We start from the raw sequence: 24,058 nt of genomic DNA, 5'->3' as shown, positions 1-24,058 counted from the left end.
CAACAAAGCCATGCAGCGGGAAGGGCGAAGGCACCGGCCAGCAGCCCCGTGCCACGGTGGCGCACGGCACCGTGGGTATAGTGAAGCGCGTTTTTCTTCCCTTCCCCGGAGACACCATGAGCTACGAGAACATCGAAGTGCGGACCGAAGCTGGCAAGGTCGGCATCATCACCCTCAACCGACCGAAGGCGCTCAATGCGCTCAACGACGCGCTGATGACCGAGCTGGGCCAGGCCCTGAAGGCCTTCGACGCCGACGACGCCATCGGCTGCATCATCCTCACCGGCAGCGAGCGCGCCTTCGCAGCCGGCGCCGACATCGCGGCGATGGCCAAGTACAGCTTCATCGACACCTACCGGGGCGACTACATCACGCGCAACTGGGAGACCATCCGCTCGATCCGCAAGCCGGTGATCGGCGCGGTGGCCGGCTTCGCGCTCGGCGGCGGCTGCGAGCTCGCGATGATGTGCGACTTCATCATCGCGGCCGACAACGCCAAGTTCGGCCAGCCCGAGATCAAGATCGGCGTGATCCCCGGCGCCGGCGGCACGCAGCGCCTGCCGCGCGCGGTGGGCAAGAGCAAGGCCATGGACATGGTGCTGACCGCCCGCATGATGGACGCCGCCGAAGCCGAGCGCGCGGGCCTCGTGAGCCGCGTGGTGCCATTCGAGAAGCTGGCCGACGAGGCGCTGGGCGCCGCGCTGGTGATCTGCGGCTTCTCGCAGATCTCGGTGATCGCGGCCAAGGAGTCGGTCAACCGCGCCTTCGAGAGCGGCCTGAGCGACGGCGTGATGTTCGAGCGCCGGCTGTTCCATGCGCTGTTCGCGACGCAGGACCAGAAGGAAGGCATGGACGCCTTCCTGACCAAGCGCCAGCCGGACTTCAAGAACGCCTGATGGCGGGCGGGCCGGACGGCCCGCTTTTTTTTGCCCTGGAACTTGATGCCTTCAGCGCTGCGGCGTCGAAGGCGTTGCGCGTGCGCGCTCGAGCGCGGCGCGCAGCGAGGCCAGCGCCTGCGCGGGCGGCGTGCCGATGAAGGCCGAAGCACCGGGCTGCGGCGACCAGCGCACCTGCTCGCCCGCGATCTCGAGCACGGCGACCACGGTGCGGCCGCGGTAGAGCGCGATGCGCGCTTCGACCGGCACGGCCAGCGCCGCATCGGGCTGGGTGGCCGAGCGCGCCACCGCGCCCAGCAATGCGGGGAAGGCTTCGATGTCGGCGCGGCCATGGCGCGGTGCCGCGTCGCCCGCGGCCGACCAGGCGGTCCAGCGATCGAGCGCGGCGAAGGACGGCGCGCGCTCGACGGCGGGCGCCGCTGCGCCGGCCAGCCGGGCACGCGATGGCGGCGGGAGCGCGGCGGACTCGGCCTGCGAGAGCTGCGCGGACGGCGCGGCGGCCGATGGCTGCGGCGGTGCGTACGAGAGTGCCGGCGGGACGGACTGCAGGGCGGAGGCGGCACCACGGACCGGGGCCCGTTCGCTTTCGCTCTTCTTGTACGACTGTTCGACCGCCAGCGGTGCCGCGCCGGGTGCGGCATCGGCGACGGGCGACGCTGCGCCGGGTGCGGGTGGTGCAGCGGCGATCACGGGCGCTGGGGTCGAAGGCGGTGGTGCCACGGCTGCGGGCGCGGGCGCTGGAGCCGATGGTGCCTGTGCAGCCGCGAGGGCAGGCGGCGGAGGCGCTGGCGCCACGGGTGCTGCGGCGACTTCGGGCGGTGGCGGCGCGACGGCCGCGGCCGGTGGCGGTGTCGCGGGCACCGGCGCGGCCCGCTCCAGCGAGGCCGACTCGCGCGACTTGGCAACCGGCTCGGCCGGGGCCTGCCGCCGCTCGGCTTGCGGTGCCGGCGCGCGTTGCGCAGCCGCGGCGGGCGCGGACGGTCGACGCACCGTGTCGGCATTGCCGGCCGCATCGGCCGCCGCACCAGAAGGCGTAGCGGGCGCAACGGGCGCGGCAGCTTCGGGCCGTGCTTCGGGCACCACCGCGGGCGCCTCGCGCGGTGCCGGCGGCGCTTTCGCCACCGCGCCCCCCACGCGCGCCTCGCCATCGAGCCGCGCATCGGGCACCGGCTCCTGCCGCCACAGCACGGTGACGAAGCCGACCACCAGCAGGGTCGCGAAGGCCGCGTTCCACGGCATGCGGGCGCGCGCTTCGCCGCCGCCGAACAGGCGCCGCCACCACGGCTGCGCGGCCGGCACAGTGGCGGCGGCCGGCGGCGTGGCGGCCGCGAGGTTGTGCGCCATCTTGCGGATCGCCTCGCGCGTGCGTGCCTCGGGCAGCGCCTCGTTGTCGGGCGCGTGCTCGAGCGCGCGACGCAGGCGCGCGTCGCGCAGGTCGTCGTCCTCGTCGAATCCGGCGCTCATCGCGCGCCCTCTAGCACCGCGAGGTAGCGTTCCATGCAGCCGCGCAGCTTCTGCAGCCCGTAGCGCAGCCGGCTGCGCACCGTCTCGAAACCGATCTGCAGGCTGGTTGCCAGCGCCTCGACCGTCAGGCCGTCCTCGTGGTGCAGCAGGAAGGCCGCGCGCTGCTCGGTGGGCAGCTCGTCGAGGCAGGCCAGCAGGCGCCGGCCCGCGGCGCGCCAGAACGCGAGTTCCTCGGCCGAGGGATGGGTGGCAACGTCGTCGGAGGCGCCGTGCACGCCGCGCTCGAGCGCGGGAATGGCCTCGTCGTCCTCGCCCGCGTGGCCGTCGAGCGCCACTTCGCGCCCGCTCACGCGCAGCCGGTCCATCGCGAGGTTGTGCGCGATCGTGAAGGCCCAGGTGCGCCAGGCCGCGCCCTGTGGCGAGAAGCTCTCGCGCGCCGTGATGATCCGCACCCAGGTGTCCTGGAACACCTCGTCGGCCTGCGACGCGAGCCGCGCGCCCAGCAGCCGCCGCACGAAGCGGAACAGCCCGCCCTCGTGGCGCGCATAGAGCACGTCGAAGGCGGCGGCGTCGCCGCGCGCGTAGGCCAGCATCAGCTGATCGTCGGGCATGGCGTCGCGGCCGGTCGCTTCGGGCGCGGCCGGGCTGGCAGTGGCGGAACGGGCGCGGGGCAGCGCGGACATCGGTGGATTCTCACCTCAGCTGGTACGCGGGACGGCGCCGGTCGGGGTTGGCGCGGCGCAAAAAAAAGACGCATCGGCTTAACCCCGTTGGCGGCGGTGGGCCGTAACAGCCTGCACCGATTCACTTCACGGAGCCGTTCCATGATCCCGTCACCGGCCTTTCGCCCTCGCCGTCCGCTCGTCGCGCTGCTGTGCGCCTCCCTGGTCCTGAGCGCCTGCGGCGCCACCGAGCCGCAAGCGGCGGGCCGCACCGATGCCGCCGTCGCCGCCCCGGCCACGCGCTGGCCCGCGCCGGCGCTGCAGGCCACCGACGCCGCCACGCCCGCGCGCAGGATCGAGCCGGCGATGCCGAACTTCGAGGCGCCGTCGGCCAAGCATTGCGCGCGGCCGATCCGGACCAGCGAGACCCCGGGCAGCGGCGGGAGCGCGCGGCACCGGTCCGCCCTGGGCGCCGTCGGCGCGCCCGGCGCGATGCCCGCGCCCATCGCGCCGGGCATAGCACCGCCCGCCATGGCCGTGCCGCCCCTCGCGTCGATGGCGGCGCCGGTAGCCCCGGCACCCAGCGCCGCCCCCATGGCCGAAGCCCGTTCCAGCGCGAAGATGGCGCGCTCGGCCATCGTGGAGTCGGCCCCGGCGGCCGTCCCGGCCCCCCTCGCGGCAGCCGCGCCGCGCGACGCCCGCGCGGCCGCCGTCGCGCAGCGCCCGGCCCACGAGCCCGTCACCGCCGGCATGGTCGACGACAACGCCGACTTCGGCGAATACCTGGCCTTCCGCAACCGCACCCAGGTCGCGCACCGCGAGCGCGACATCAGCGAGCGCTACCTGCTGCAGGTGCGCGATGCGCAGGGCAGCGTCGTGCCCGATGCCGAGGTCGCCGTGCAGGCCGCGAACGGCGCCGCGATGTGGGCCCGCACCGACGCGGGCGGACGCGTCTGGCTGCATCCCAAGGCCTTCGATGCCGAGCCGAGCCCGGTCTATGAAGTGACGGTGCGCAAGAACGGCCGCCAGTCGACCTCGTTCCTGCGCCGCGGCCAGAAGAACGCGGTCGACGTGGTGCTCGAGCGCCCCGGCGCCCGGCCCGCGCGCGCGCAGCTCGACCTCGTGTTCCTGATCGACGCCACCGGCTCGATGGGCGACGAGATCGCCCGGCTGCGCAGCACGCTGCGCGACATCGCCGACCAGGTCGCGCGCCTGCCGAGCCGTCCCGACACCTGCTTCGGCCTCGTCGCCTACCGCGACCTCAGCGACGAGTTCGTGGTGCGCCGGCACGACTTCACCAACGACCTCGATGCCTTCCAGGGCGTGCTCGACGCGCTGCAGGCCGCGGGCGGCGGCGACTATCCCGAGGCGATGAACGAGGCCCTGCACGAGACGGTGCAGCGCCTGAGCTGGCGCGGCGACGACACCACGCGGCTCGTCATGCTGCTGGCCGACGCGCCGCCGCACCTGGACTACCCCGGTCCGCAGTACGACGACAGCATGGCCGCCGCGCTCGGCAAGGGCATCAAGGTGCTGAGCGTGGGCGCCTCGGGCCTCGACAAGCAGGGCGAATACATCCAGCGCCAGATCGCGCAATACACCGGCGGGCGCTTCGTGTTCCTGACCTACCGGAACGCCGCCGATCCCGCGAGCGGCCCGGGCACGCAGACCGTGCACGACGTGGGCAACTACTCGGTGCAGACGCTCGACAAGCTGGTGGTGCGGCTGGTGTCCGAGGAACTCGGCAAGCTGCCCGGCGCGCAAGCTTCGCGCGGTGGTTGAACTGTGCCAAAAGCCTGGGCTATAATCGCGGGCTCGGCTCTTTAGCTCAGTCGGTTAGAGCGATGGAATCATAATCCACAGGTCCGCGGTTCGAGTCCGTGAAGAGCCACCACACAAAAGAGAAGCCCGCTGTCCATCGGACAGCGGGCTTTTTCTTTGGTCCTGCCGCCAGCTTGCACCAGCGACTGGTCTGCACATCAGTTCACATCGGGACTGCGCTTGGGCACATCGTTGAGCACGGGAGCCTTCCGCTCGCCCGGCCGAGTCCCCGGATGACGCGCGGCCCTCGACGCATGGGCCGCCAGCGCCTCATTGACCGCGCGCGGCGACAGCAGCTGCACCTTGCGGCAGTTGCTGCACTGGTAGGCGCGCAGCCAGGGAAAGAAGCGCATCCAGGTGCTGCGCTCGACCCGGTTCAGATGGGTCACGCTGCATTGACAGCAGGTAAAAACCGACATTGTGTTGATACCTGAGTATTAATGGTGAACCCTTATTATTGCGCTCCAATGTGACAAAAGTCACGGTGTGAATGCCATCAAGACGTAAAGTCTGTTTCGTGACGCTCGAGTCTCTTTTCGGGCGTCCAGTCTGCGCGGCAGGTGCGCGCAGCAGCCTTGGAGACGTGAAATGCCCATGGACTTTCTTCGCCGCATCGAAGACGCCTCGTTCCCGCTGGTCATCGCCGACGAAAAAGACGTCCGCAGCGCAATCGTTCTGGAAGCCGCCGGGATGATCAAGGCGCAGTTGCCGAACCCGGAGCGGCCGGACGCCCGCCCAGCGGTGATCTTCGCCATCACGCCGCTGGGCCGTCGACGCCTCAACGAGGGCGCCGCCCCACCCTGAGCGCGGCGCACCCGCCTCACCACGCCACCGTGCGCCCCCGGTAGTCCAGGTACTCGAGCCCGGGCCGCCCGCGCTTCGCGAGCATCACTTCGACCAGGCTCGGCACGCTCTGCTCGATCGTCAGCCGGCCCTCGGGTCCGCCCAGCTCGGTGCGCACCCAGCCGGGCGCCATCGCCAGCAAGGCGCGCGACGTTCCGGCCTGGCGCGCGGCGAAACTGCGCAGCAACTGGTTCAGCGCCGCCTTGCTGCCGCGATAGACCTCGCGCTGGCCCGTCTCGTTGTCGGCGATGCTGCCCTGTCCCGACGACATGACGCCGATCAGGCCGTCCGACGGGACATTGCCCGCGAGGCTTTCCACCACCCGCATCGGGCTCAGCGCATTGGCGACCATGAGGTTCACGAAATCCTCGGTCGAGACCTCGCCGATGGTCTGGGTCGGATCGGGGTTGGTGGTGCCGGCATTGACGAACAGGATGTCGAACAGGCGGCCCGCCAGCCGCTCGCGCAGGGCCTGGATCTGCCCGGGGTGCGTGATGTCGAGCGACTCGATCTCGACGCGGCCGGGATGCGCGTCGGCCAGGTCGTGCAGCAGGGTGCGGGCCGTTCCGCGGACCGTGCCCATGACCTTCCAGTCCTTGTTCAGGAATTCGGCCGCGATGGCATGGCCGAGGCCGCGCGAGGCGCCGACGACGAGGATGCTGTGTTGCGGGTGGGACATGAGGCGTGCTCCTTTTCTTGGGGACTGCGATGCCACGAATTCTGGGCACGCCCTCTTCCTTGCACCAGCCGCCTGGCCTGCAACCAACGATTGCATCGAACGCCATGCCTGGCCGCTCCTGCCCTATGCTGGCGCCATGCCCCGCGTCGACCTCAACCTGCTGCCCGCCCTCGATGCCCTGCTGACCGAGGGCAGCGTGACCGGCGCCGCGCGGCGGCTCGGGCTCAGCGTGTCCGCCATGAGCCGCACGCTCACGCGCCTGCGCGAGGCCACGGGCGACCGGCTGCTGCTGCAGGCCGGCCGCGGCCTGGTGCTCACGCCCTATGCGATGCAATTGCGCGAACGCATCCCGGCACTCGCGCGCGAGGCGCAGGCCGCGCTGGCACCGGCCGACCATGCGCTGCAGATCGCCACGCTCGACCAGTGCTTCACGCTGCGCGCCGGCGAGGGCTTCATCGACCTGCTCGCCGCGCCCCTGCTGGCGCGGATCCGCCAGGCCGCGCCACAGGTGCGGCTACGCTTCGCGCCCAAGCCCGACTGGGACGCCCGGCCGCTGCGCGAGGGCGGGATCGACCTGGAGATCGGCACCCTCAGGACCACGGCGCCCGAACTGCGCACGCGCCGGCTGTTCCGCGACCGCTACGTGGGCGTGTGCCGCAGCGGCCATCCGCTGCTCGACGAGACGGAGATCGCCGCCGAACGCTATGCGGCCTGCGGCCACGTGGTGGCCTCGCGCGCCGGCGAGATGGACCACCCGGTCGACGAAGCGCTGGCCGCGCGGGGCCTGTCACGGCAGGTGGCGATGGTGGTGCCGGCCTACACCCACGCGATGCAGGTCGCGCGGCAGTCGGACCTGCTGGCCGTCATCCCGCACTCCTGCCTCGGCAATTCCTTCACGCCCGGCCATGCCGCGGGCCTGGGCCTGCGGCACTTCGAGCTGCCCGTGCCGACACCGCCCTTCAACGTCTCGGCGATCTGGCATCCGCGGCTCGACCAGGATGCCTCGCACCGCTGGCTGCGCGGCGAGGTGCTGGCGCTGTGCGAAGCCGCCTATCCCTGAACGGGACGGGTCTCAGGCCGCCACGGCCTCGCGTGCCGGCGCGACCTTCGACGGCACCGGCATGTGCGCCGACCACTCGATGATCTCGAGCCGTCCGTCCGCATGCTCGGCCAGCGCCGTGAGGCTCTCGACCCAGTCGCCGTCGTTGCAGTAGAGGATGCCGTCGATGTCGCGCATCTCGGCATGGTGGATGTGGCCGCAGACCACGCCCTGCGCGCCGCGGTTGCGGGCCTCGCGCGCCACGGCGTTCTCGAAGTCGCCGACATAGCTCACGGCGCGCTTGACCTTGCCCTTGAGGTACTTCGACAGCGACCAGTACGGCAGCCCCAGCCGCGCGCGCAGCGAGTTGAGGTGGCGGTTGAGCTTGAGCGTGAATTCGTAGAGCGAGTCGCCCACGTAGGCCAGCCACTTGGCGCACTGGATCACGCCGTCGAACAGGTCGCCGTGGATGATCCAGAGCTTGCGGCCGTCGGCGGTCTCGTGGATCCATTCCTCGGCGACGTCGATGCCGCCGAAGTTGTGGTTCAGGTACTTGCGCGCGAACTCGTCGTGGTTGCCCGGGATGAAGATCACGCGCGTGCCCTTGCGCGCCTTGCGCAGCAGCTTCTGGATCACGTCGTTGTGCGCCTGCGGCCAGTACCAGTGCCGCTTGAGCTGCCAACCGTCGATGATGTCGCCGACCAGGAACAGGGTCTCGCACTCGGTGTGCTTGAGGAAGTCGAGCAACGCCCGCGCCTGGCAGCCTGGCGTTCCGAGGTGCAGGTCGGAGATCCACAGCGTTCGAAAACGCTGCATCGGCCGCGAAACGTCCTCGTCCTCCGCCTCGGGGGGGCGGGCATCGGTGTCGCGCCATGCGCGCAGAAAAGCATCGTCGCGTTGCATGGACCGATAGGTTGGCTGTCTTGCGTGACCTGGCCATGGCAAGTGCGTGACATCCCGATGACGTCCCCACGCGCGCGCGGCCCACAATCGCGCGATGCGCCCTGGCCAGATCATCGTCCTCGCGACCCCCGTCTTCTTCCTGCTGATCGCGATCGAGTTCGCGGTCGGCCGCGTGCGCGCGCGCCGCGGCACGGGGCAGGACACCTACCGCCTCGCCGACGCGGTCAACAGCATCGGCCTGGGCATGCTGAGCCAGATCAGCGCGGTGCTCACCGGCCTGCTGCGCATCGGCATCTACACCGCGGTGTACTCGGCCGTGGCGCTGTTCCCCGACACCGACTTCTGGACCACCTGGTACGGCTGGCTGCTGGCGCTGGTGTTCTACGACTTCTGCTACTACTGGCTGCACCGCATGGGCCACGAGTCGGCCGTGCTGTGGGCCGCGCACGTGGTGCACCACCAGAGCCAGCACTACAACCTCTCGACCGCGCTGCGCCAGACCTCGAGCGGCGCGCTGCTGGGCTGGATCTTCTACCTGCCGATGGCGGCCGCGGGCGTGCCGCCGCTGGTGTTCGCCGTGGTGTCGCTGGTCGACCTGCTCTACCAGTTCTGGGTCCACACCGAGCAGGTCGGCAAGCTCGGCTGGTTCGACCGCTGGTTCTGCTCGCCCTCGAACCACCGCGTGCACCACGCGGTCAACGACCGCTACCTCGACCGCAACTACGGCGGCATCCTGATCGTCTGGGACCGGCTGTTCGGCAGCTTCAAGGAAGAGGACGAGCGCTGCGTCTACGGCACGCGCAGCCCGCTCGCGAGCTGGGACCCGCTGTGGGCCAACGCCGAGGTCTACTGGGGCCTGGCCAAGGATTCGTGGCACGCGCGCCGCTGGGGCGACAAGCTGCGCGTGTGGCTCAAGCCGCCGGGCTGGCGGCCGGCCGACGTGGCGGCGCGCTTTCCGAAGCCGGCCTTCGACATCGCGCAGGTGCGGCGCTACGAGCCCGAAGTGGGGCGCGGCGCGCAGTGGTTCGCGGGCGTGCAATTCCTGCTGCTGCTCACGGCCGTGGCGGTGTTCCTCTGGTTCTCCGACGGCATGCCGCTCTCGCGCTCGAGCGTGTGGCTGGCCGCGCTCACCGCCGCGCTGTGGGCCATCGGCGGCGTGCTGCAGGGGCGGCTCTCGATCGCCGAGGCCCTGCTGGTGGAAGCCGCCGCGCTGGCGACCGCGAGCGCCGCGCTCGGCCTGCCCTGGCTGCACCACGCGACCAAGCCGCTGGCGCTCGCGATCGCGGTCTTCATCGCCGCGCGGCGCGCGCTGGCGCGGCCCGGCGGCATGACGCGCTTCGACCTGCTGCTGGTCGCGGGCCTGGTCGGCTCGCTCGCGGGCGACGTGCTGCTGATGGGCCCGGCCTCGCTGTTCGTGCCCGGCCTCGTGTGCTTCCTGCTCGCGCACCTGGCCTACATCGGCGTGTTCCGCATCGGCGTGGGCTTCTTCCCGCGGCCCGCGGCGCTGGCGCTCACGCTGGCGATCGGCGCGGCGATGTACGCCTTCCTGTGGCAGGGCGGGCTGCCGGCGGCGCTGCGCATCCCGGTCGCGCTCTACGTGCTGGTGATCGCCTGCATGGCGGCCCAGGCGCTGGGCCGGGCCTTCGTGCTGCGCGACACAACGGCTGGATGGGCCGCGGGCTGGGTGGCGGCGGGCGCCTGCTGCTTCATGCTGAGCGACGCGCTGCTCGCGACCAACCGCTTCGTGGCGCCGCTGCCGCTGGCGCAGCTGTGGGTGCTCGCGACCTACTACGTGGCGCAGACGCTGATCGTGCGGCACGCGCGGCCGCCGGGCTGACGCCGTGCGCCAGCGGTCGCGTCAGTCGTGGCAGCGCTGGATCTCGACCGTCGAGTGCCGGATCTCCTCGTGCATCGAGAAGCAGGCGCGCACCTGGTCGGCCGTCAGCGTGGCCGAATGGGTGACCACCGTCAGCGCGCAGGCATAGGCCTCGCGGCCCACGCGCCACACGTGCAGATCGACCACGCGCGTGAGCGAATCGGCCAGGCCGGCCTCGATGCCCTCGCGGATCTCCTCGGCCACCGGGTGGTCCATCTCGCGGTCGAGCAGCACCTTGCCGGTTTCCTTCAGCAGCCCCTTGGCCCAGACCGCGACCAGCACCGCGCCGACGATGCCCATCGCCGGGTCGAGCCAGGCCCAGCCGTAGAACCAGCCGCCGAGCAGCGCCGCGATCGCGAGCACCGAAGTCGCGGCATCGGCCACGACATGGATGTAGGCCGAGCGCAGGTTCAGGTCGTGGCCGTGCTCGCCGTGCGCGTGGTGATGACCGTGATCGTGATCGTGGTCGTGCGCATGCCCGTGGCCATGGTGGTGGTGCGCCCCGCCCAGCAGCCGCGCGCAGACCAGGTTGACCACCAGCCCCAGCACCGCCACCGAGATCGCCTCGGGATAGTGGATCGCCGACGGCGACCACAACCGCTCGAGCGAGCCCACCACCATCAGCGCCGCGATGCCCAGCAGCACCAGCGCGCTCGCGAAGCCGCCGAGCACCTCGATCTTCCAGGTGCCGAAGGCGAAGCGCGGGTCGCGCGCATAGCGCCGCGCGGCCGCATAGGCGAAGGCGCTGAGGCCGATGGCCAGCGCGTGCGAGCTCATGTGCCACCCGTCGGCCAGCAGCGCCATCGAGTTGAACCACCAGCCGGCGCCGATCTCGATCGCCATCATCGCGGCGGTGATCCACATCACGAGCCGCGTGCTGCGCTCGGCGCGTTCGTTGTCGCTGCCGAAGTGGTGCTCGTGCTGCCAGGCGCTCAGGTCATGGGTGTGCATGGTGAAAAGCTCCTCAGCTGCCGAACAGGTCCTGGCCCTCGGCGCGGCTGGCCGGCGGCGTCACGCCGAGGTGGCGGTAGGCGGCCAGCGTGGCGATGCGCCCGCGCGGCGTGCGCTGCAGGTAGCCCTGCTGGATCAGGTAGGGCTCGATCACGTCCTCGATGGTGTCGCGCTCCTCGCCGATGCTGGCCGCGACGTTGTCAAGCCCCACCGGGCCGCCGTCGAAGCGGTGCACCACGGCCTCGAGCAGCTTGCGGTCCATCAGGTCGAAGCCCTGCGGGTCGACGTCGAGCATGGCCAGCGCCTTGTGCGCGATCTCCTCGGTGATGCGGCCGTCGCCCTTGACCTCGGCGTAGTCGCGCACGCGGCGCAGCAGCCGGTTGGCGATGCGCGGCGTGCCGCGCGAGCGGCGCGCGATCTCGAAGCCGCCGGTCTCGTCGGTCTCGACCTTGAGCAGGCCGGCGCTGCGGCGCACGATCAGCGCCAGCTCCTCGGGCGTGTAGAACTCCAGCCGCGCGACGATGCCGAAGCGGTCGCGCAGCGGGTTGGTGAGCATGCCCGCGCGCGTGGTGGCGCCCACCAGCGTGAAGGGCTGCAGGTCGAGCTTGATGCTGCGCGCGGCCGGGCCCTCGCCGATCATGATGTCGATCTGATAGTCCTCGAGCGCCGGGTAGAGGATTTCCTCGACCACCGGACTGAGCCGGTGGATCTCGTCGATGAACAGCACGTCGTTGGGCTCGAGGTTGGTCAGCAGCGCCGCCAGGTCCTTGGGCTTCTCGAGCACCGGGCCCGAGGTCTGGCGCAGGTTCACGCCGAGCTCGGCCGCGATGATGTGCGACAGCGTGGTCTTGCCCAGGCCCGGCGGGCCGAACAGCAGCACGTGGTCGAGCGCCTCGCGGCGCTTGCGCGCGGCGCCGATGAAGATCTCGAGCTGCTCGCGCACCTTGGCCTGGCCGACGTACTCGTCGAGCAGCTTGGGGCGCAGGGCCCGCTCGATCGCCTCCTCGTTGGGCGAGGCGGGCGCGGCGGACACCACGCGTTGCGGGGCGGGGGCGAAGTCGTCGGTCTGGATGGTCATGGGCGCGGGGGGTGCGGCGAGTTTAGTGGCTGCATCGCCGCCGCGGACGGCCCGCGGCCCCGGCGCCACGAGGGCCTTTCGCGGGTTTTCGCGGGCTTTTGCAGGCGGGACCTGCGCCTACAGGAGCGCTCGCCTGCACTGGCAGAATGCCCCGACCAGAATGAAGAGGGGATCACGACAGTGTCGATCTACGAACTGAAGCCGCGTTTCCAGGCCCTGCTTCGGCCGCTCGTGGTCGGACTGCATGCACGGGGCGTCACCGCCAACCAGGTCACGCTGAGCGCCTGCGTGGTCTCGGTGGCCATCGGGCTGTGGCTCTACCTGGCCGCGCCCTCGCTCGCGGCCTTCGGGCTGATCCCGGCCTGGATGTTCCTGCGCATGGCCTTCAATGCCATCGACGGCATGCTGGCGCGCGAGCACCACCAGCAAAGCCGGCTCGGCGCCTTCCTCAACGAACTCACCGACGTGGTCTCCGATGCCGCGCTGTACCTGCCCTTCGTGCTGGTGCAGCCCTTCAGCCCGTTCTGGGTCGGCACCGTGATCGTGCTGGCCGGCCTCAGCGAATTCGCCGGCGCGCTCGGCCCCACGGTCGGTGCCTCGCGCCGCTACGATGGGCCGCTCGGCAAGAGCGATCGCGCCTTCGTGTTCGGCGCGCTCGGCCTCTACGTGGCGCTCGGCGGCCCGCTGCCGGGCTGGACCGCGCTGCTGATGCCGCTGCTGGCGCTGCTGGTGGCCTGGACCGTGGTCAACCGCGTGCGCCGCGCACTCGCCGAAGCCGAGGCCGCGGACGGCGCCACACCAAAACAAACAACAGGGATTCAATGAACGACAACACCACCGACACCGGCGCCTCGCCGTCTCCCCTCACGCAACGGCCGCTGGCCGAGCGCCAGTTCCGCACCCACGACGGCGAATCGCTGTTCTACCGCCACTGGCCGGCCACCGGCCCCGCGCGGCGCGGCGCCATCGTGCTGTTCCACCGCGGCCACGAGCACGGCGCGCGCATGGCGCACCTGGTCGACGAGCTCGACCTGCCCGATTTCGACGTCTTCGCCTGGGACGCGCGCGGCCACGGCCGCTCGCCGGGCCAGCGCGGCTACAGCCCCAGCTTCGGCACCTCGGTGCGCGACGTGCAGACCTTCGTGCAGCACATCGTCGGCGCGCATGGCGTGGCCGAGCACGACATCCACGTGATCGCGCAGAGCGTGGGCGCGGTGCTGGTCGCGACCTGGGCCCACGACTACGCGCCCAAGGTGCGCGGCCTCACGCTGGCCTCGCCGGCCTTCAAGGTCAAGCTCTACGTGCCGTTCGCGCGGCCGGGCCTGGCGCTGATGCACAAGCTGCGCGGCCTGTTCTTCGTCAACAGCTACGTGAAGGCCAAGTTCCTCACGCACGACCCCGCGCGCATCGCGAGCTACGAGAGCGACCCGCTGATCACGCGGCCGATCGCGGTCAACATCCTGCTGGGCCTGTACGAGGCGGCCGACCGCGTGGTGGCCGACGCCAACGCGATCACGCTGCCGGTGCAGCTCCTGATCTCGGGCGCCGACTGGGTGGTGCACCACAAACCGCAGCACCAGTTCTTCGAACGGCTGGGCAGCGCGGTCAAGACCAAGACGGTGCTACCGGGCTTCTTCCACGACACGCTGGGCGAAAAGGACCGCGCGCCCGCGGTGCAGGCCATCCGCGAATTCGTGCTGCGCCTGTTCGACGAGGCGCCCGCGCCGGTCGACCGCCGCGGCGCCCACCTCGAGGGAGAGACTGCCGAGGAATCGCGCGCGCTGGCCGCGCCGCTGCCGGCGCTGTCGCCGCGCGGCCTCTACTGGTCGCTCACGCGCGCCGGGTTGCGCTTCGGCGGCGGCCTGTCCGAGGGCGTGAAGCTGGGCCACGACACCGGCTTCGACTCGGGCAGCACGCTCGACTACGTCTACCGCAACGTCGCGCAGGGCAAGGGCGCGCTGGGCCGCGCGATCGACCGCAACTACCTCGATGCCATCGGCTGGCGCGGCATCCGGCAGCGCAAGATCCACGTCGAGGAGCTGCTGCGCATCGCGATGGAGCGGCTGGCCGAGATGCACCGCGAGGTGCGGCTGATGGACATCGCGGCCGGCCATGGCCGCTACGTGCTCGACGCGGTGCTCGCGAGCCCGGTCAAGGCCAGCTCGATCCTGCTGCGCGACTACAGCGAGATCAACGTGCGCGACGGCCGCGCGCTGATCGCCGAGAAGGGCCTGGAGGACGTCGCCCAGTTCGTGCAGGCCGACGCCTTCGACCGCATGAGCCTCGCGAGCGTCACGCCGCGGCCCACGCTGGCGGTGGTGTCGGGGCTGTACGAGCTGTTCCCCGACAACGAGATGGTGCGGCGCTCGCTCGCGGGCGTGGGCGACGCGGTGGAGGACGGCGGCTACCTGGTCTACACCGGCCAGCCCTGGCATCCGCAGCTCGAGATGATCGCGCGCGCGCTCACCAGCCACCGCCAGGGCGAGGCCTGGGTGATGCGGCGCCGCACGCAGGTCGAGATGGACCAGCTGGTGGAGGAGGCGGGTTTCCGCAAGATCGACCAGCGCAGCGACGAGTGGGGCATCTTCACCGTCTCGCTGGCCCGGCGCACCGAGCACTGAGCGGGCCCGCAACGCCATGCGCGCCTGGTTCGCGGCAAGACCCTGGAAGCGTGCCGCCGGCTGGCTGGCGGTGCTGGGGCCGCTGTTCTACCTGACCTACGGCCTCGCCAACTGGTGGGCCACCACGCGCGCGCAGGTGCCCTCGATGGCCTTCGCGTGGGAACGCCAGGTGCCGTTCTGGCCCTGGACCATCTTTCCCTACTGGACCATCAACGTCTTCTACGCGCTGTCGCTGTTCCTCGCGCGCGACCGCCACACGCTCGACCGCCACGGCGCGCGGCTGGTCAGCGCCACGCTGATCGCCTGCAGCTGCTTCGTGATCTGGCCGCTGCACTTCAGCTTCGGCCAGCCCGCGGTCGAGGGCGCGCCGGCCTTCCTGTTCGCGGCGCTGCGCGGCTTCGACCAGCCCTACAACCAGGCGCCCTCGCTGCACATCGCGCTGGCGGTGATCCTGTGGGACTGGTATCGGCAGTTCATCCGGCCGCGCTGGGCGCGCCTCGTGCTGCACCTGTGGGCCTTCGCGATCTGCGCCTCGGTGCTGACTACTTGGCAGCACCATTTCATCGACATCCCGACCGGCGCGCTGTTGGGCCTGGTCTGCATCTGGCTGTGGCCGCTGCAGCGCACGGTCTCGCTGCCGCGCGCCTGGCGGCTCGCGCGCAATCCGCGGCGCTGGAAGCTCGCGGCCTGCTATGCACTGGGCGCGCTGGCCTGCCTCGCGCTCGCGCTGTGGGGCGGCGGCTGGGCGCTGTGGCTGGCCTGGCCCGCGGCCTCGCTGGCGCTGGTGGCGCTCAACTACGCGGGCTTCGGCGCGCGCGGCTTCCAGATGGACGGCCAGGGCCGCATGGGCTGGGCCGCGCGCTGGCTGTTCGCGCCCTACCGCCTCGGCGCGGCGCTCAACGCACGGCTGTGGACGCGCGGACTGCCGCCCGCGGCCGAGGTGGTGCCCGGGCTCTGGCTCGGCCGCCTGCCCACGCCGGCCGAATGGCAGGCCGCGGGCCGGCCGCGGCTGGTGAGCTTGTGTGCCGAACTGCAGGTGCCAAGCGATGCCGCCGGCGCGCGCTGCGTGCCGCTGCTCGACCTCGTGGTGCCGCCCTCGCAGCGGCTGCGGCGCGCGGCCGCGGTGATCGAGGGCCAGCGGCGCGCCGCGCGCGGCGGCCCGGTCTGGGTCTGCTGCGCGCTCGGCTTCTCGCGCAGCGCGGCCGCGACCATCGCCTGGCTCGGCACGCACGGCGTGGCCAGCGCCGCCGACGGGCTGGCGACGGCCGAGGCCGCGGTGCGCCGCGCGCGGCCGCAGATCGTGCTGCGGCCGGCCTGGTTCGCCGCGCTCGCGCCGCTCGGCGCCCCCAGCGTCACCACCGGAGCAGCGCCCCATGAATGACACCGACCGCGCCACCTGCGCCGTGCTCGCCGGCCTGCTGCGCGCGGCCGGCGTGCTGGCCCTCTGGGGTTTCGCGCTCAGCGCGATCGCGGCACTCGTGCTCGCGCTCACCTTGCGCTCGCTGCCCACCACGCCGAGCATGGCCTTCGGCGCCGTCGCCATCCTCGGCGTGCTCGAGCGCTACTTCGCGTTCCGGCTGCGGCTCGACCAGGCGCTGTTCGACGACCTCGCGCGCGGCACCATCGCCTCGCTCGAAGCGCTCGACCAGGCGCTGGCGCGGCTCGGGCTGCGCGCCGACGACGCTTCTTCCGCCGCGCGGCCGCTGGCCGACCGCGCGCAGGGCACCCGCCAGCTGCTGCAGCGCCACGCCATCGTGGTCGCCTGCCAGAGCGCGATGTTCCTGCTCGCCCTCATGACACAGGACCTCACTTGAACGACGCCTCTCCCCCACAAGCAGAAAAACGGCCCGACAGCAGCATCGTGCGCCGCGCGCTCGCCGTGGTCGCGGGCAAGCTGATCATCGGCGCCGCGGGCCTTTTGACCGGCGTGCGCGCCATCTGGTCGGGCACCAGCCCCAAGGCCGAGCAGACGCTCTACTTCGCCAACCACACCAGCCATGGCGACTTCGTGCTGCTGTGGGCCACGCTGCCACCCGACCTGCGCGCGCTCACGCGGCCGGTGGCGGGGCTGGACTACTGGATGGCCTCGAAGCTGCGCCAGTTCATCGGCGCCGACGTGTTCAACGCGCTGATGATCCGGCGCGACGGCTCGGGCCAGGGCGACAACCCGGTCGAGCAGATGAAGGCCGCGCTCGAGGCCGGCGACTCGCTGATCATGTTCCCCGAGGGCACGCGCAACACCGGCGACGAGATCCTGCTGCCGCTCAAGAGCGGGCTGTTCCACCTCGCGCGCGCCTGCCCCAACGTGCGGCTGGTGCCGGTGTGGATCGAGAACCTCAAGCGCGTGCTGCCCAAGGGCACGCTGGTGCCGATCCCGCTGGCCTGCACGGTGCGCTTCGGCACGCCGATCGTGCTGGCCGAGGGCGAGGACAAGCTGAGCTTCCTGGCGCGTGCGCGCACCGCCATGCTCGACCTGCGGCCCGAGTACGACCGCCTCGACGAGAAGCCGAAGCCGGCCTCCGGGAGCGCCGCATGATCGAACTCTCGCCCTTCGCGCAGACCACCCTGCAGCTGTTCGGCGGCGTGCTCGGCGTGCTGCTGCTGGCCTCGGGCATCGGCGCCGTGCTCAAGTGGCGCGTGGCGCACGGCCAGCCGCATTCGGTGATCGACAACCTCAACGCACGCGTCAATGCCTGGTGGGTGATGGTGGCGGCGATCGGGCTCGCCTTCGCCTTCGGCAAGGGCGGCGTGATCGTGCTGTTCTACCTGATCTCGTTCTACGCGCTGCGCGAATTCATCAGCCTGGCCTACACCCGGCGCGGTGACCACCACGCGATCGCGGCCGCCTTCTACATCGGCCTGCCGGTGCAGTACTTCCTGGTCTGGATCGACTGGTACGGCCTCTATTCGATCTTCATCCCGGTCTATGCCTTCCTGGTGCTGCCGATCCTCGCGGCCGTGGGCGGCGACACGCAGCGCTTCCTCGAGCGCACCTCGAAGATCCAGTGGGGCCTGATGATCTGCGTGTTCTGCATCAGCCACGTGCCGGCGCTGCTCACCCTGCAGATCCCGGGCTTCGAAGGCCGCAACCTGCTGCTGATCGCCTTCCTCGTGATCGTGGTGCAGGGCAGCGACGTGCTGCAGTACATCTGGGGCAAGCTGTTCGGCAAGCGCAAGGTGGCGCCCGAGCTCTCGCCCTCGAAGACCTGGGAGGGCCTGATCGGCGGCATCGCGAGCGCCACCGCGCTGGGCGCCGCGCTGTCGTGGGCCACGCCCTTCAACCCGTGGCAGGCCGCGCTGATGTCGCTGACCATCTGCCTGATGGGCTTCTTCGGCGGCCTCGTGATGTCGGCCATCAAGCGCGACCGCGGCGTGAAGGACTGGGGGTCGATGATCGAGGGCCATGGCGGCATGCTCGACCGGCTCGACTCGGTGATCTTCGCGGCGCCGATCTTCTTCCACGCGCTGCGCTACTGGTGGGTGCCGTGACGGCGGCGAAGAAGGCCCCGGCGAAGAAGGCCGCCGCCACGGCCGAGCGCATCGTCGACGACACGCCGGTCGAATGCGCCGACGCCGCCGCGCTCGCGCGCTGGTACGAGCGCCACCACGCGAGCCATGCCGGCGTCTGGCTGCGGCTCGCGAAGAAGGCCAGCGGCATCGCCTCGGTCGATACCGCGCAGGCCCTCGATCTCGCGCTGTGCCATGGCTGGATCGACGGCCAGCGCAAGAACGACAGCGACACGCATTTCCTGCAGCGCTACACGCCGCGCACCAAGCGCAGCACCTGGTCGCAGATCAACCGCGCCAAGGCGCTGCAGCTGATCGAGGAAGGCCGCATGCAGCCGGGCGGCCTGGCCGAGGTCGAACGCGCCAAGGCCGACGGCCGCTGGGAGGCCGCCTACGAGGCCTCGCGCGTGGCGACCGTGCCGCCCGACCTGCGAGCCGCGCTCGATGCCAACAGGAAGGCCGCGAAGTTCTTCGCCGCGCTCGATGCGCGCAACCGCTTCGCGGTGCTGTTCCGCACCCAGAGCGCGAAGAAGCCCGAGACCCGCGCGCGGCGCATCGCGCAGTTCGTCGAGATGCTCGCCAAGGGCGAGAAGATCCACCCCTGACTCAGGTGCCGGCCGCGATGCGCGCGAGCCGTTCGGCGTCGACGATGCGGATGCGCTTGTAGCGCATGTCGATCGCGCCTTCCTCCACCAGCCGCCCCAGCTCCTTGTTGACGGTCTGGCGCGACAGCCCGAGCATGGCCGCGAGGTCGGTCTGCGACAGCCGCACCAGCGGCGGCGCGCCGTCCTCGCCCTGCCCGCTGTAGAAGTGCACCAGGTTCATCAGCGCGGCCGCCACCCGGCCATGGATCGAGTTGAGCATCTGGTTCTGCAGCAGCACGATGCTCAGCCGCTGGCGCTGCAGGCCGAGCTTGGCCACGTCGCGCCACAGCAGCGGCTCGGCATCGAGCACGGCCAGCACCGCGTCGCTCGGCAGGTGCACGATCACCGAGTCCTCGTGCGCGTGATAGTCGTAGGCCAGCGGCACCTCCTCGAGCAGGCGCACCAGCGGCGCCACCTGTCCCGGGCCGAGCAGCGCGTTCACGTACTTGCGGCCGTTCGGGCTCATGCTGCTGATCTCGAGGCAGCCCGACACCACCACCAGCAGCTCGCGCCGATGGCGGTCGTGCGCCAGCACCTGCGTGCGGCGGCCGTAGCGCTCGAGCCGCGCCGACCTCATGAGCTCGGCGCGGCGCGCATCGGGCCAGCGCGAGAACAGCTCGTTCCAGCGCAGCGCGCGCTCGAGCAGCGCGGCGTTCTCCTCGGCCTCTCGTTCGGTGGTCTTGCGCGGTCGGGTCAGCGGGTTCTCCCTGCGGCGATGTTCGGGAATCTGTCAACGCTTTGACAGATTCGGGGGGCGGTCGTTTCTATCGTAAGCACCGGACACCGACAAGCACGCAAGCGGCAGCCGCCCTCGAGGGGCGGCGAGCCCCACCGGAGACAACACGACATGAAGAAGACAGCCGCCGCGGGCCTCGCGCTCGCGGCCTCCTCCTCGCTCGCGCTCGCACAGGGCAGCGTGACGATCTTCGGCACCGCCGACCTCTACCTGGCCCATGCGAAGTCGGGACCGAACTCCTCGACGCGGCTCGAGGATGGCGGCCAGACCGCGTCGCGCCTCGGCTTTCGCGGCGCGGAGGACCTGGGCGGCGGGTTCGATGCGCACTTCACGCTCGAAGCCGGCTTCGCACCCGACACCGGCAAGGGCACGCTGGCCGGTCCCGAGATCGCGTTCACGCGCCAGTCCTTCGTCGGCCTGTCGACGCCCTGGGGCCAGGTCGACGCGGGCCGCATGTACACGCCGATGTTCTACACGCTGTTCAAGGCCGATCCCTATGGCGTGAACTCGGTGTTCTCGCCGATCAACCTGGTGGCCGCCAACGACGCGCAGCCCGGCCTGCTGCCCTTCGCGGCGCGCGCCAGCAACATGGTGCGCTACCGCACGCCGGCCATCGCCGACTTCTACGCCGACATCGCCTATGCGCCCGGCGAGGCCAGCGCCGCGAACCACCGCAGCGGCACGCTCTACGGCGGCAGCCTCAGCTGGGGGCGCAAGCCCTACTACGTGGGCTATGCCTTCCAGCGCGCGCGCTCGGGTTCGGCCGCCGCGCCCGTGGCCGAGCCGAGCACCAGCACCTACCAGGCGCTGAGCGCGGCCTACGACTGGGAGGCGATCGGGCTGCAGCTCTACGCCAACTACGTGCGCAACAGCTCGAACCTGCCCGGCGTGCCGAGCGCGAAGCTCGCGAGCCTCGGCCTCACCTACAACATCACGCCGGCCTCGAACCTGATGTTCGAGGCCATGCAGCGCAAGGTGGACGCGAGCGAGCGTTCGCAGCTGGCCTGGACCCTGGGCTACGACTACTACCTGAGCAAGCGCACCGTGCTCTACGCGCGCTGGCTGCGGCTGCTCAACCGGCATGGCGCCTCGGCCACGCTCGCCACGGTCGCTGTCGCGCCCGACAGCGGCAACGGCGTGCGCGTGCTCGCGACCGGCATCCGCCACAACTTCTGAAACCCCTCGTCGCCTCTTCCATGGATTTCTTCAGCTCCCAGACCGAATCCCTGTCGGCCCTGTTCGCGCCGCGTTCCATCGCGGTGGTCGGCGCCTCCTCCAACCCGCAGAAGATCGGCGGCATCCCGGTCGACTACCAGCGCCGCTTCGGCTTCGACGGCGCGCTCTACCCGGTCAACCCGAACGCCGAGCGCATCCAGGACCTGCGGGCCTGGCCCAGCCTGCGCGCCATCGGCCAGCCGGTGGACCTCGCGATCCTCTCGGTGCCGGCCGCGCTGGTCGACGCGGCGCTCGACGACGCGATCGAAGCGAAGGTCAAGGGCGTGGTGCTGTTCTCCTCGGGCTTCGCCGAGATCGGCGCCGAAGGCACGGCCGCGCAGGCGCGGCTCGGCGCCAAGGCCCGCGCGGCCGGCCTGCGGCTCATCGGGCCCAACTGCCTGGGCTTCATGAACATCGCGCACAAGGTCTACGCCACCTTCTCGCCCGCGCCCGGCGTGGGCCGCGTGGCGCCGGGGCGCATCGGGCTGGTGAGCCAGTCGGGCGCCTTCGGTGCCTATGCCTACGCGATGGCGCGCGAGCGCGGCGTCGGCCTGTCGCTGTGGGCCACCACCGGCAACGAGGCCGATCTGCAGTTCGCCGACTGCCTGGCCTGGCTCGCGCAGGACCCGGCCACCGACGTGATCATGGGCTACATGGAAGGCTGCCGCGACGGCCCGCGGCTGCGCGCCGCGCTGGCGCTCGCGCAGGCCGCGGGCAAGCCGGTGGTGATGGTCAAGGTCGGCCGCACCGCGCTGGGCGCGCAGGCGGCGGCCTCGCACACCGCGGCGCTCGCGGGCGACGACGCGGTGTACGACGCGGTGTTCCGCCGCTACGGCGTGCTGCGCGCGCGCAGCCTCGGCGAGTTCTTCGACCTGGCGCACAGCGCCGCCGTGGCCGGCCGGCCGCGCGACCGCTCGATCGGGCTGTTCACGCTGTCGGGCGGCGTGGGCGCGCTGATGGCCGACGACGCCTCGGCGCAGGGCCTCGACGTGCAGCCGCTCGGCGAGGCCGCGCAGGCCACGCTGCGCGAGTGGGTGCCGTTCGCGGCGCCGCGCAACCCGGTCGACATCACGGGCCAGGTGACCAACGACATGAGCCTGCTCGAACGCAGCGCGCGCCTCATGCTCGACGACCGCGGCTTCGCCTCGTGGATGGGCTTCCTCGCGGCCGCGGGCGCGTCGGATGCGTTCTGGCCCACGCTGCGCGCGCTGGTGGCGTCGCTGCGCGCGGCCTATCCCGACACGCTGCTCGCGATCAGCACGCTGCTCTCGCCCGAACGCCGCGCCGAGCTCGAAGGCCTGCGCTGCCTGGTGTTCGCCGATCCGTCGGACGGCATCCGCACCATCGCCGCGCTCGCGGGATTGAAGACCGGCGCCCTGCCCGGGTCCGATGCACGGCCCGTCGGCGATCCGATCGTGCTCGTGCCCGGCGCGATGGCCGAGCCCGCGGCGCTCGCGCTGCTCGCCGCGGCCGGCGTGCCGGTGGTCGCGCACCGCGTGGCGCACAGCGCCGACGAGGCCGCGACGGCGGCCGAGGCCTTCGGCGGTGCCGTGGCGCTGAAGATCGTGAGCGCCGACATCCCGCACAAGTCGGACGTCGGCGGCGTGGCGCTCGACCTGCGGGGCGCGGCGCAGGCGCGCGCGGCCTTCGAGCGCACGCGCGACCATGCGCTGAGCGCGCGGCCCGAGGCACGACTCGAGGGCGCGCTGGTGGCGCGCATGGCGAGCGGCGGCGTCGAATGCATCGCGGGCGTGCACCGCGACCCGGTGTTCGGGCCGGTGCTGATGTTCGGCCTCGGCGGCATCCACGTCGAGACCCTGCGCGACGTGGCGCTGCGCGTGCTGCCGGTCACGCGCAAGGACACGCTGGCGATGGTGCGCGAGCTGCGTGCCTTCGCGATCCTCGACGGCGCGCGCGGCAAGGCGCCGGTCGACCTCGCGTCGATCGCCGATGCGCTGTGCGCGCTCGCCGACTTCGCGCTGCGCGCCGGCGACTCGCTGGCGAGCGCCGAGATCAATCCGCTGATCGCGCGGCCGAATACCGAGGGCGGCTGCGTGGCGGTCGATGCGCTGATCGTGGGCCGCGACCCATCGCCGTCGGAAGGAGCCATCGCATGACGCCATCGAAGCGACGCCTGCTGCTGTGCGCGCTCGCGGTCTTCGCGGCCACCAGCGCCCGCGCCGAATTCCCGTCGAAGCCGCTGCGCATCGTCGTGCAGTACCAGGCCGGCGGCTCCTCCGACATCCTCGCGCGCCTGGTCGCCGAGGGCCTGTCGAAACGGCTGGGCCAGCCCGTGGTGGTCGAGAACCGCAGCGGCGCGGGCGGGATCATCGGCACCGACTACGTCGCCAAGAGCGCGCCCGACGGCCACACGCTGCTGCTGACGGTGCCGGGCCCGGTCACGGCCAACATCGTGCTCTACGGCAAGCTGCCCTACGACCCGCGCACCGACCTGCGCATGGTCTCGGACATCGCCACCACGCGCACCGTGCTCGCGGTGCATCCCTCGGTGCCGGCGAAGGATGTCGCCGGCCTGATCGCGGTGCTGAAGGCCGCACCCGGCAAGTACGCGATGGGCTCCTGGGGCCCGGGCACGCAGCCGCACCAGATCCAGGTCTACATGGACCGCGCCTACGGCCTGCGCACGTTGCACGTGCCCTACAAGGGCGAGAGCCCGATGGCGATCGACCTGATCGGCGGCGTGATCCAGCTGACCGTGGGCTCGATCGCCACGCTGCAGCCCTACATCGCGGCCGGCAAGCTGCGCGCGCTCGCGGTCGCCGGGCCGCGCCGCGCCAAGGCGCTGCCCGAGGTGCCCACCTTCGCCGAGCAGGGCTTCGCCGACGAGGTCTACGCGCTGACCGGGCCGACCTCGCTGATGGCGCCCGCGAAGACGCCCGACGCGGTGGTCGAGCGGCTCGGGCGCGAGGTCGCGGCGGTGGTGCACCAGCCCGAGGTCGCGCGCCGCATCGAGGAACTCGGCGCCGAACCCGTGGGCAACCTGCCGGCCGAGGCCAGCGCCGCCTACCGCGCCTTCCTGCCCGTGACGCTGCGGCTCACGCAGGCCACGGGCGTGAAGCTCGATTGATTCCTTTCCCCTTCCTTCATCGCCACCAGCCAAGA

Annotated in this window: 23 protein-coding genes and 1 tRNA gene; 16 read left to right on the top strand and 8 right to left on the bottom strand. The window is 71.6% G+C overall.

What is annotated here, in order from left to right; all coding sequences use genetic code 11:
* Positions 1-116: 116 nt before the first annotated feature.
* Entirely contained in the window at positions 117-896 is a 780-nt protein-coding gene (locus tag AC07RV_RS44070; RefSeq protein ID WP_203202937.1) for an enoyl-CoA hydratase, read from the top strand.
* Positions 897-947: 51 nt separating this feature from the next.
* Here the strand turns inward: AC07RV_RS44070 and AC07RV_RS44065 are convergent, their stop codons facing one another.
* Positions 948-2,360, bottom strand: coding sequence for a hypothetical protein (locus AC07RV_RS44065; RefSeq protein ID WP_296782940.1), 1,413 nt, complete (start codon positions 2,358-2,360; stop codon positions 948-950).
* Positions 2,357-3,043, bottom strand: coding sequence for a sigma-70 family RNA polymerase sigma factor (locus tag AC07RV_RS44060; RefSeq protein WP_296782942.1), 687 nt, complete (start codon positions 3,041-3,043; stop codon positions 2,357-2,359). The genes AC07RV_RS44065 and AC07RV_RS44060 overlap by 4 nt, the downstream gene beginning before the upstream one ends.
* 141 nt (positions 3,044-3,184) lie before the next feature.
* Here AC07RV_RS44060 and AC07RV_RS44055 point away from each other — a divergent pair, with 141 nt between their 5' ends.
* Entirely contained in the window at positions 3,185-4,804 is a 1,620-nt protein-coding gene (locus AC07RV_RS44055) for a vWA domain-containing protein (protein WP_296782944.1), read from the top strand.
* A gap of 35 nt (positions 4,805-4,839) precedes the next feature.
* Positions 4,840-4,916: transfer RNA gene (locus AC07RV_RS44050), tRNA-Met, on the top strand.
* 85 nt (positions 4,917-5,001) lie between these two features.
* Here AC07RV_RS44050 and AC07RV_RS44045 read toward each other — a convergent pair.
* On the bottom strand, positions 5,002-5,232 hold the full coding sequence (locus AC07RV_RS44045; protein WP_296782946.1) for a hypothetical protein: 231 nt from the start codon (positions 5,230-5,232) through the stop codon (positions 5,002-5,004).
* Between the two features lie 199 nt (positions 5,233-5,431).
* Here AC07RV_RS44045 and AC07RV_RS44040 point away from each other — a divergent pair, with 199 nt between their 5' ends.
* The gene (locus AC07RV_RS44040) at positions 5,432-5,647 is read left to right on the top strand and encodes a hypothetical protein (protein ID WP_296798419.1); all 216 of its coding nucleotides are present in this window, start codon (positions 5,432-5,434) and stop codon (positions 5,645-5,647) included.
* Positions 5,648-5,663: 16 nt separating this feature from the next.
* Here AC07RV_RS44040 and AC07RV_RS44035 read toward each other — a convergent pair whose 3' ends face one another.
* Complete coding sequence (locus AC07RV_RS44035) at positions 5,664-6,365, bottom strand: SDR family NAD(P)-dependent oxidoreductase (RefSeq protein ID WP_296782950.1); 702 nt, start codon at positions 6,363-6,365, stop codon at positions 5,664-5,666.
* A gap of 136 nt (positions 6,366-6,501) precedes the next feature.
* Here AC07RV_RS44035 and AC07RV_RS44030 point away from each other — a divergent pair, with 136 nt between their 5' ends.
* The gene (locus tag AC07RV_RS44030) at positions 6,502-7,425 is read left to right on the top strand and encodes a LysR family transcriptional regulator (protein WP_296782951.1); all 924 of its coding nucleotides are present in this window, start codon (positions 6,502-6,504) and stop codon (positions 7,423-7,425) included.
* 12 nt (positions 7,426-7,437) lie between these two features.
* On the opposite strand, the gene AC07RV_RS44025 is transcribed toward AC07RV_RS44030, so the two are convergent.
* Positions 7,438-8,307: a UDP-2,3-diacylglucosamine diphosphatase gene (locus tag AC07RV_RS44025; RefSeq protein WP_093347983.1), complete on the bottom strand. Its 870-nt coding sequence runs from the start codon at positions 8,305-8,307 to the stop codon at positions 7,438-7,440.
* A 94-nt stretch (positions 8,308-8,401) separates the two neighbouring features.
* Here AC07RV_RS44025 and AC07RV_RS44020 point away from each other — a divergent pair, with 94 nt between their 5' ends.
* Positions 8,402-10,144 (top strand): lysoplasmalogenase family protein, encoded by a 1,743-nt coding sequence (locus tag AC07RV_RS44020; RefSeq protein ID WP_296782953.1) that lies wholly within the window; start codon positions 8,402-8,404, stop codon positions 10,142-10,144.
* A gap of 21 nt (positions 10,145-10,165) precedes the next feature.
* On the opposite strand, the gene dmeF is transcribed toward AC07RV_RS44020, so the two are convergent.
* The gene (gene dmeF, locus AC07RV_RS44015; RefSeq protein ID WP_296782955.1) at positions 10,166-11,134 is read right to left on the bottom strand and encodes a CDF family Co(II)/Ni(II) efflux transporter DmeF; all 969 of its coding nucleotides are present in this window, start codon (positions 11,132-11,134) and stop codon (positions 10,166-10,168) included.
* A 13-nt stretch (positions 11,135-11,147) separates the two neighbouring features.
* Positions 11,148-12,212 carry a Holliday junction branch migration DNA helicase RuvB gene (gene ruvB / locus AC07RV_RS44010; protein ID WP_093347991.1) on the bottom strand — a complete coding sequence of 355 codons (1,065 nt, stop codon included), beginning with the start codon at positions 12,210-12,212 and terminating at the stop codon, positions 11,148-11,150.
* Between the two features lie 180 nt (positions 12,213-12,392).
* Here ruvB and AC07RV_RS44005 point away from each other — a divergent pair, with 180 nt between their 5' ends.
* Genes AC07RV_RS44005 through AC07RV_RS43975 form a run of 7 tightly spaced genes read left to right on the top strand, consistent with a single transcriptional unit; the run spans position 12,393 to position 18,945 of the window.
* Positions 12,393-13,037 (top strand): CDP-alcohol phosphatidyltransferase family protein, encoded by a 645-nt coding sequence (locus AC07RV_RS44005; RefSeq protein WP_296782958.1) that lies wholly within the window; start codon positions 12,393-12,395, stop codon positions 13,035-13,037.
* Positions 13,034-14,833, top strand: a complete 1,800-nt coding sequence (locus AC07RV_RS44000) for a bifunctional alpha/beta hydrolase/class I SAM-dependent methyltransferase (protein ID WP_296782960.1) — start codon at positions 13,034-13,036, stop codon at positions 14,831-14,833. The genes AC07RV_RS44005 and AC07RV_RS44000 overlap by 4 nt, the downstream gene beginning before the upstream one ends.
* A gap of 16 nt (positions 14,834-14,849) precedes the next feature.
* Positions 14,850-16,214, top strand: a complete 1,365-nt coding sequence (locus AC07RV_RS43995) for a phosphatase PAP2/dual specificity phosphatase family protein (RefSeq protein ID WP_296782962.1) — start codon at positions 14,850-14,852, stop codon at positions 16,212-16,214.
* Positions 16,207-16,647, top strand: a complete 441-nt coding sequence (locus AC07RV_RS43990) for a hypothetical protein (RefSeq protein WP_296782964.1) — start codon at positions 16,207-16,209, stop codon at positions 16,645-16,647. The genes AC07RV_RS43995 and AC07RV_RS43990 overlap by 8 nt, the downstream gene beginning before the upstream one ends.
* A gap of 44 nt (positions 16,648-16,691) precedes the next feature.
* Positions 16,692-17,369 (top strand): lysophospholipid acyltransferase family protein, encoded by a 678-nt coding sequence (locus AC07RV_RS43985; protein WP_296782987.1) that lies wholly within the window; start codon positions 16,692-16,694, stop codon positions 17,367-17,369.
* The gene (locus AC07RV_RS43980; protein ID WP_093348006.1) at positions 17,366-18,322 is read left to right on the top strand and encodes a phosphatidate cytidylyltransferase; all 957 of its coding nucleotides are present in this window, start codon (positions 17,366-17,368) and stop codon (positions 18,320-18,322) included. Before AC07RV_RS43985 ends, AC07RV_RS43980 begins: the two co-directional genes overlap by 4 nt.
* Positions 18,319-18,945, top strand: coding sequence for a YdeI/OmpD-associated family protein (locus AC07RV_RS43975; protein ID WP_296782966.1), 627 nt, complete (start codon positions 18,319-18,321; stop codon positions 18,943-18,945). Before AC07RV_RS43980 ends, AC07RV_RS43975 begins: the two co-directional genes overlap by 4 nt.
* A gap of 1 nt (position 18,946) precedes the next feature.
* Here AC07RV_RS43975 and AC07RV_RS43970 read toward each other — a convergent pair whose 3' ends face one another.
* The gene (locus AC07RV_RS43970) at positions 18,947-19,561 is read right to left on the bottom strand and encodes a Crp/Fnr family transcriptional regulator (protein WP_296782968.1); all 615 of its coding nucleotides are present in this window, start codon (positions 19,559-19,561) and stop codon (positions 18,947-18,949) included.
* A gap of 270 nt (positions 19,562-19,831) precedes the next feature.
* Between AC07RV_RS43970 and AC07RV_RS43965 the strand changes: the two genes are divergently transcribed.
* The 3 genes from AC07RV_RS43965 to AC07RV_RS43955 are packed head-to-tail and all read left to right on the top strand — an operon-like array spanning position 19,832 to position 24,023.
* The gene (locus AC07RV_RS43965; protein ID WP_296782969.1) at positions 19,832-20,896 is read left to right on the top strand and encodes a porin; all 1,065 of its coding nucleotides are present in this window, start codon (positions 19,832-19,834) and stop codon (positions 20,894-20,896) included.
* A 20-nt stretch (positions 20,897-20,916) separates the two neighbouring features.
* Positions 20,917-23,052, top strand: a complete 2,136-nt coding sequence (locus AC07RV_RS43960) for an acetate--CoA ligase family protein (RefSeq protein ID WP_296782970.1) — start codon at positions 20,917-20,919, stop codon at positions 23,050-23,052.
* Positions 23,049-24,023 (top strand): Bug family tripartite tricarboxylate transporter substrate binding protein, encoded by a 975-nt coding sequence (locus tag AC07RV_RS43955; RefSeq protein WP_296782971.1) that lies wholly within the window; start codon positions 23,049-23,051, stop codon positions 24,021-24,023. Before AC07RV_RS43960 ends, AC07RV_RS43955 begins: the two co-directional genes overlap by 4 nt.
* Positions 24,024-24,058: the final 35 nt, after the last annotated feature.

Source organism: Variovorax sp. GW821-FHT09B01 (assembly GCF_059418345.1).
Note: the sequence above shows the minus strand (reverse complement) of the source record. Positions and strands in the feature narration are given on the sequence as shown.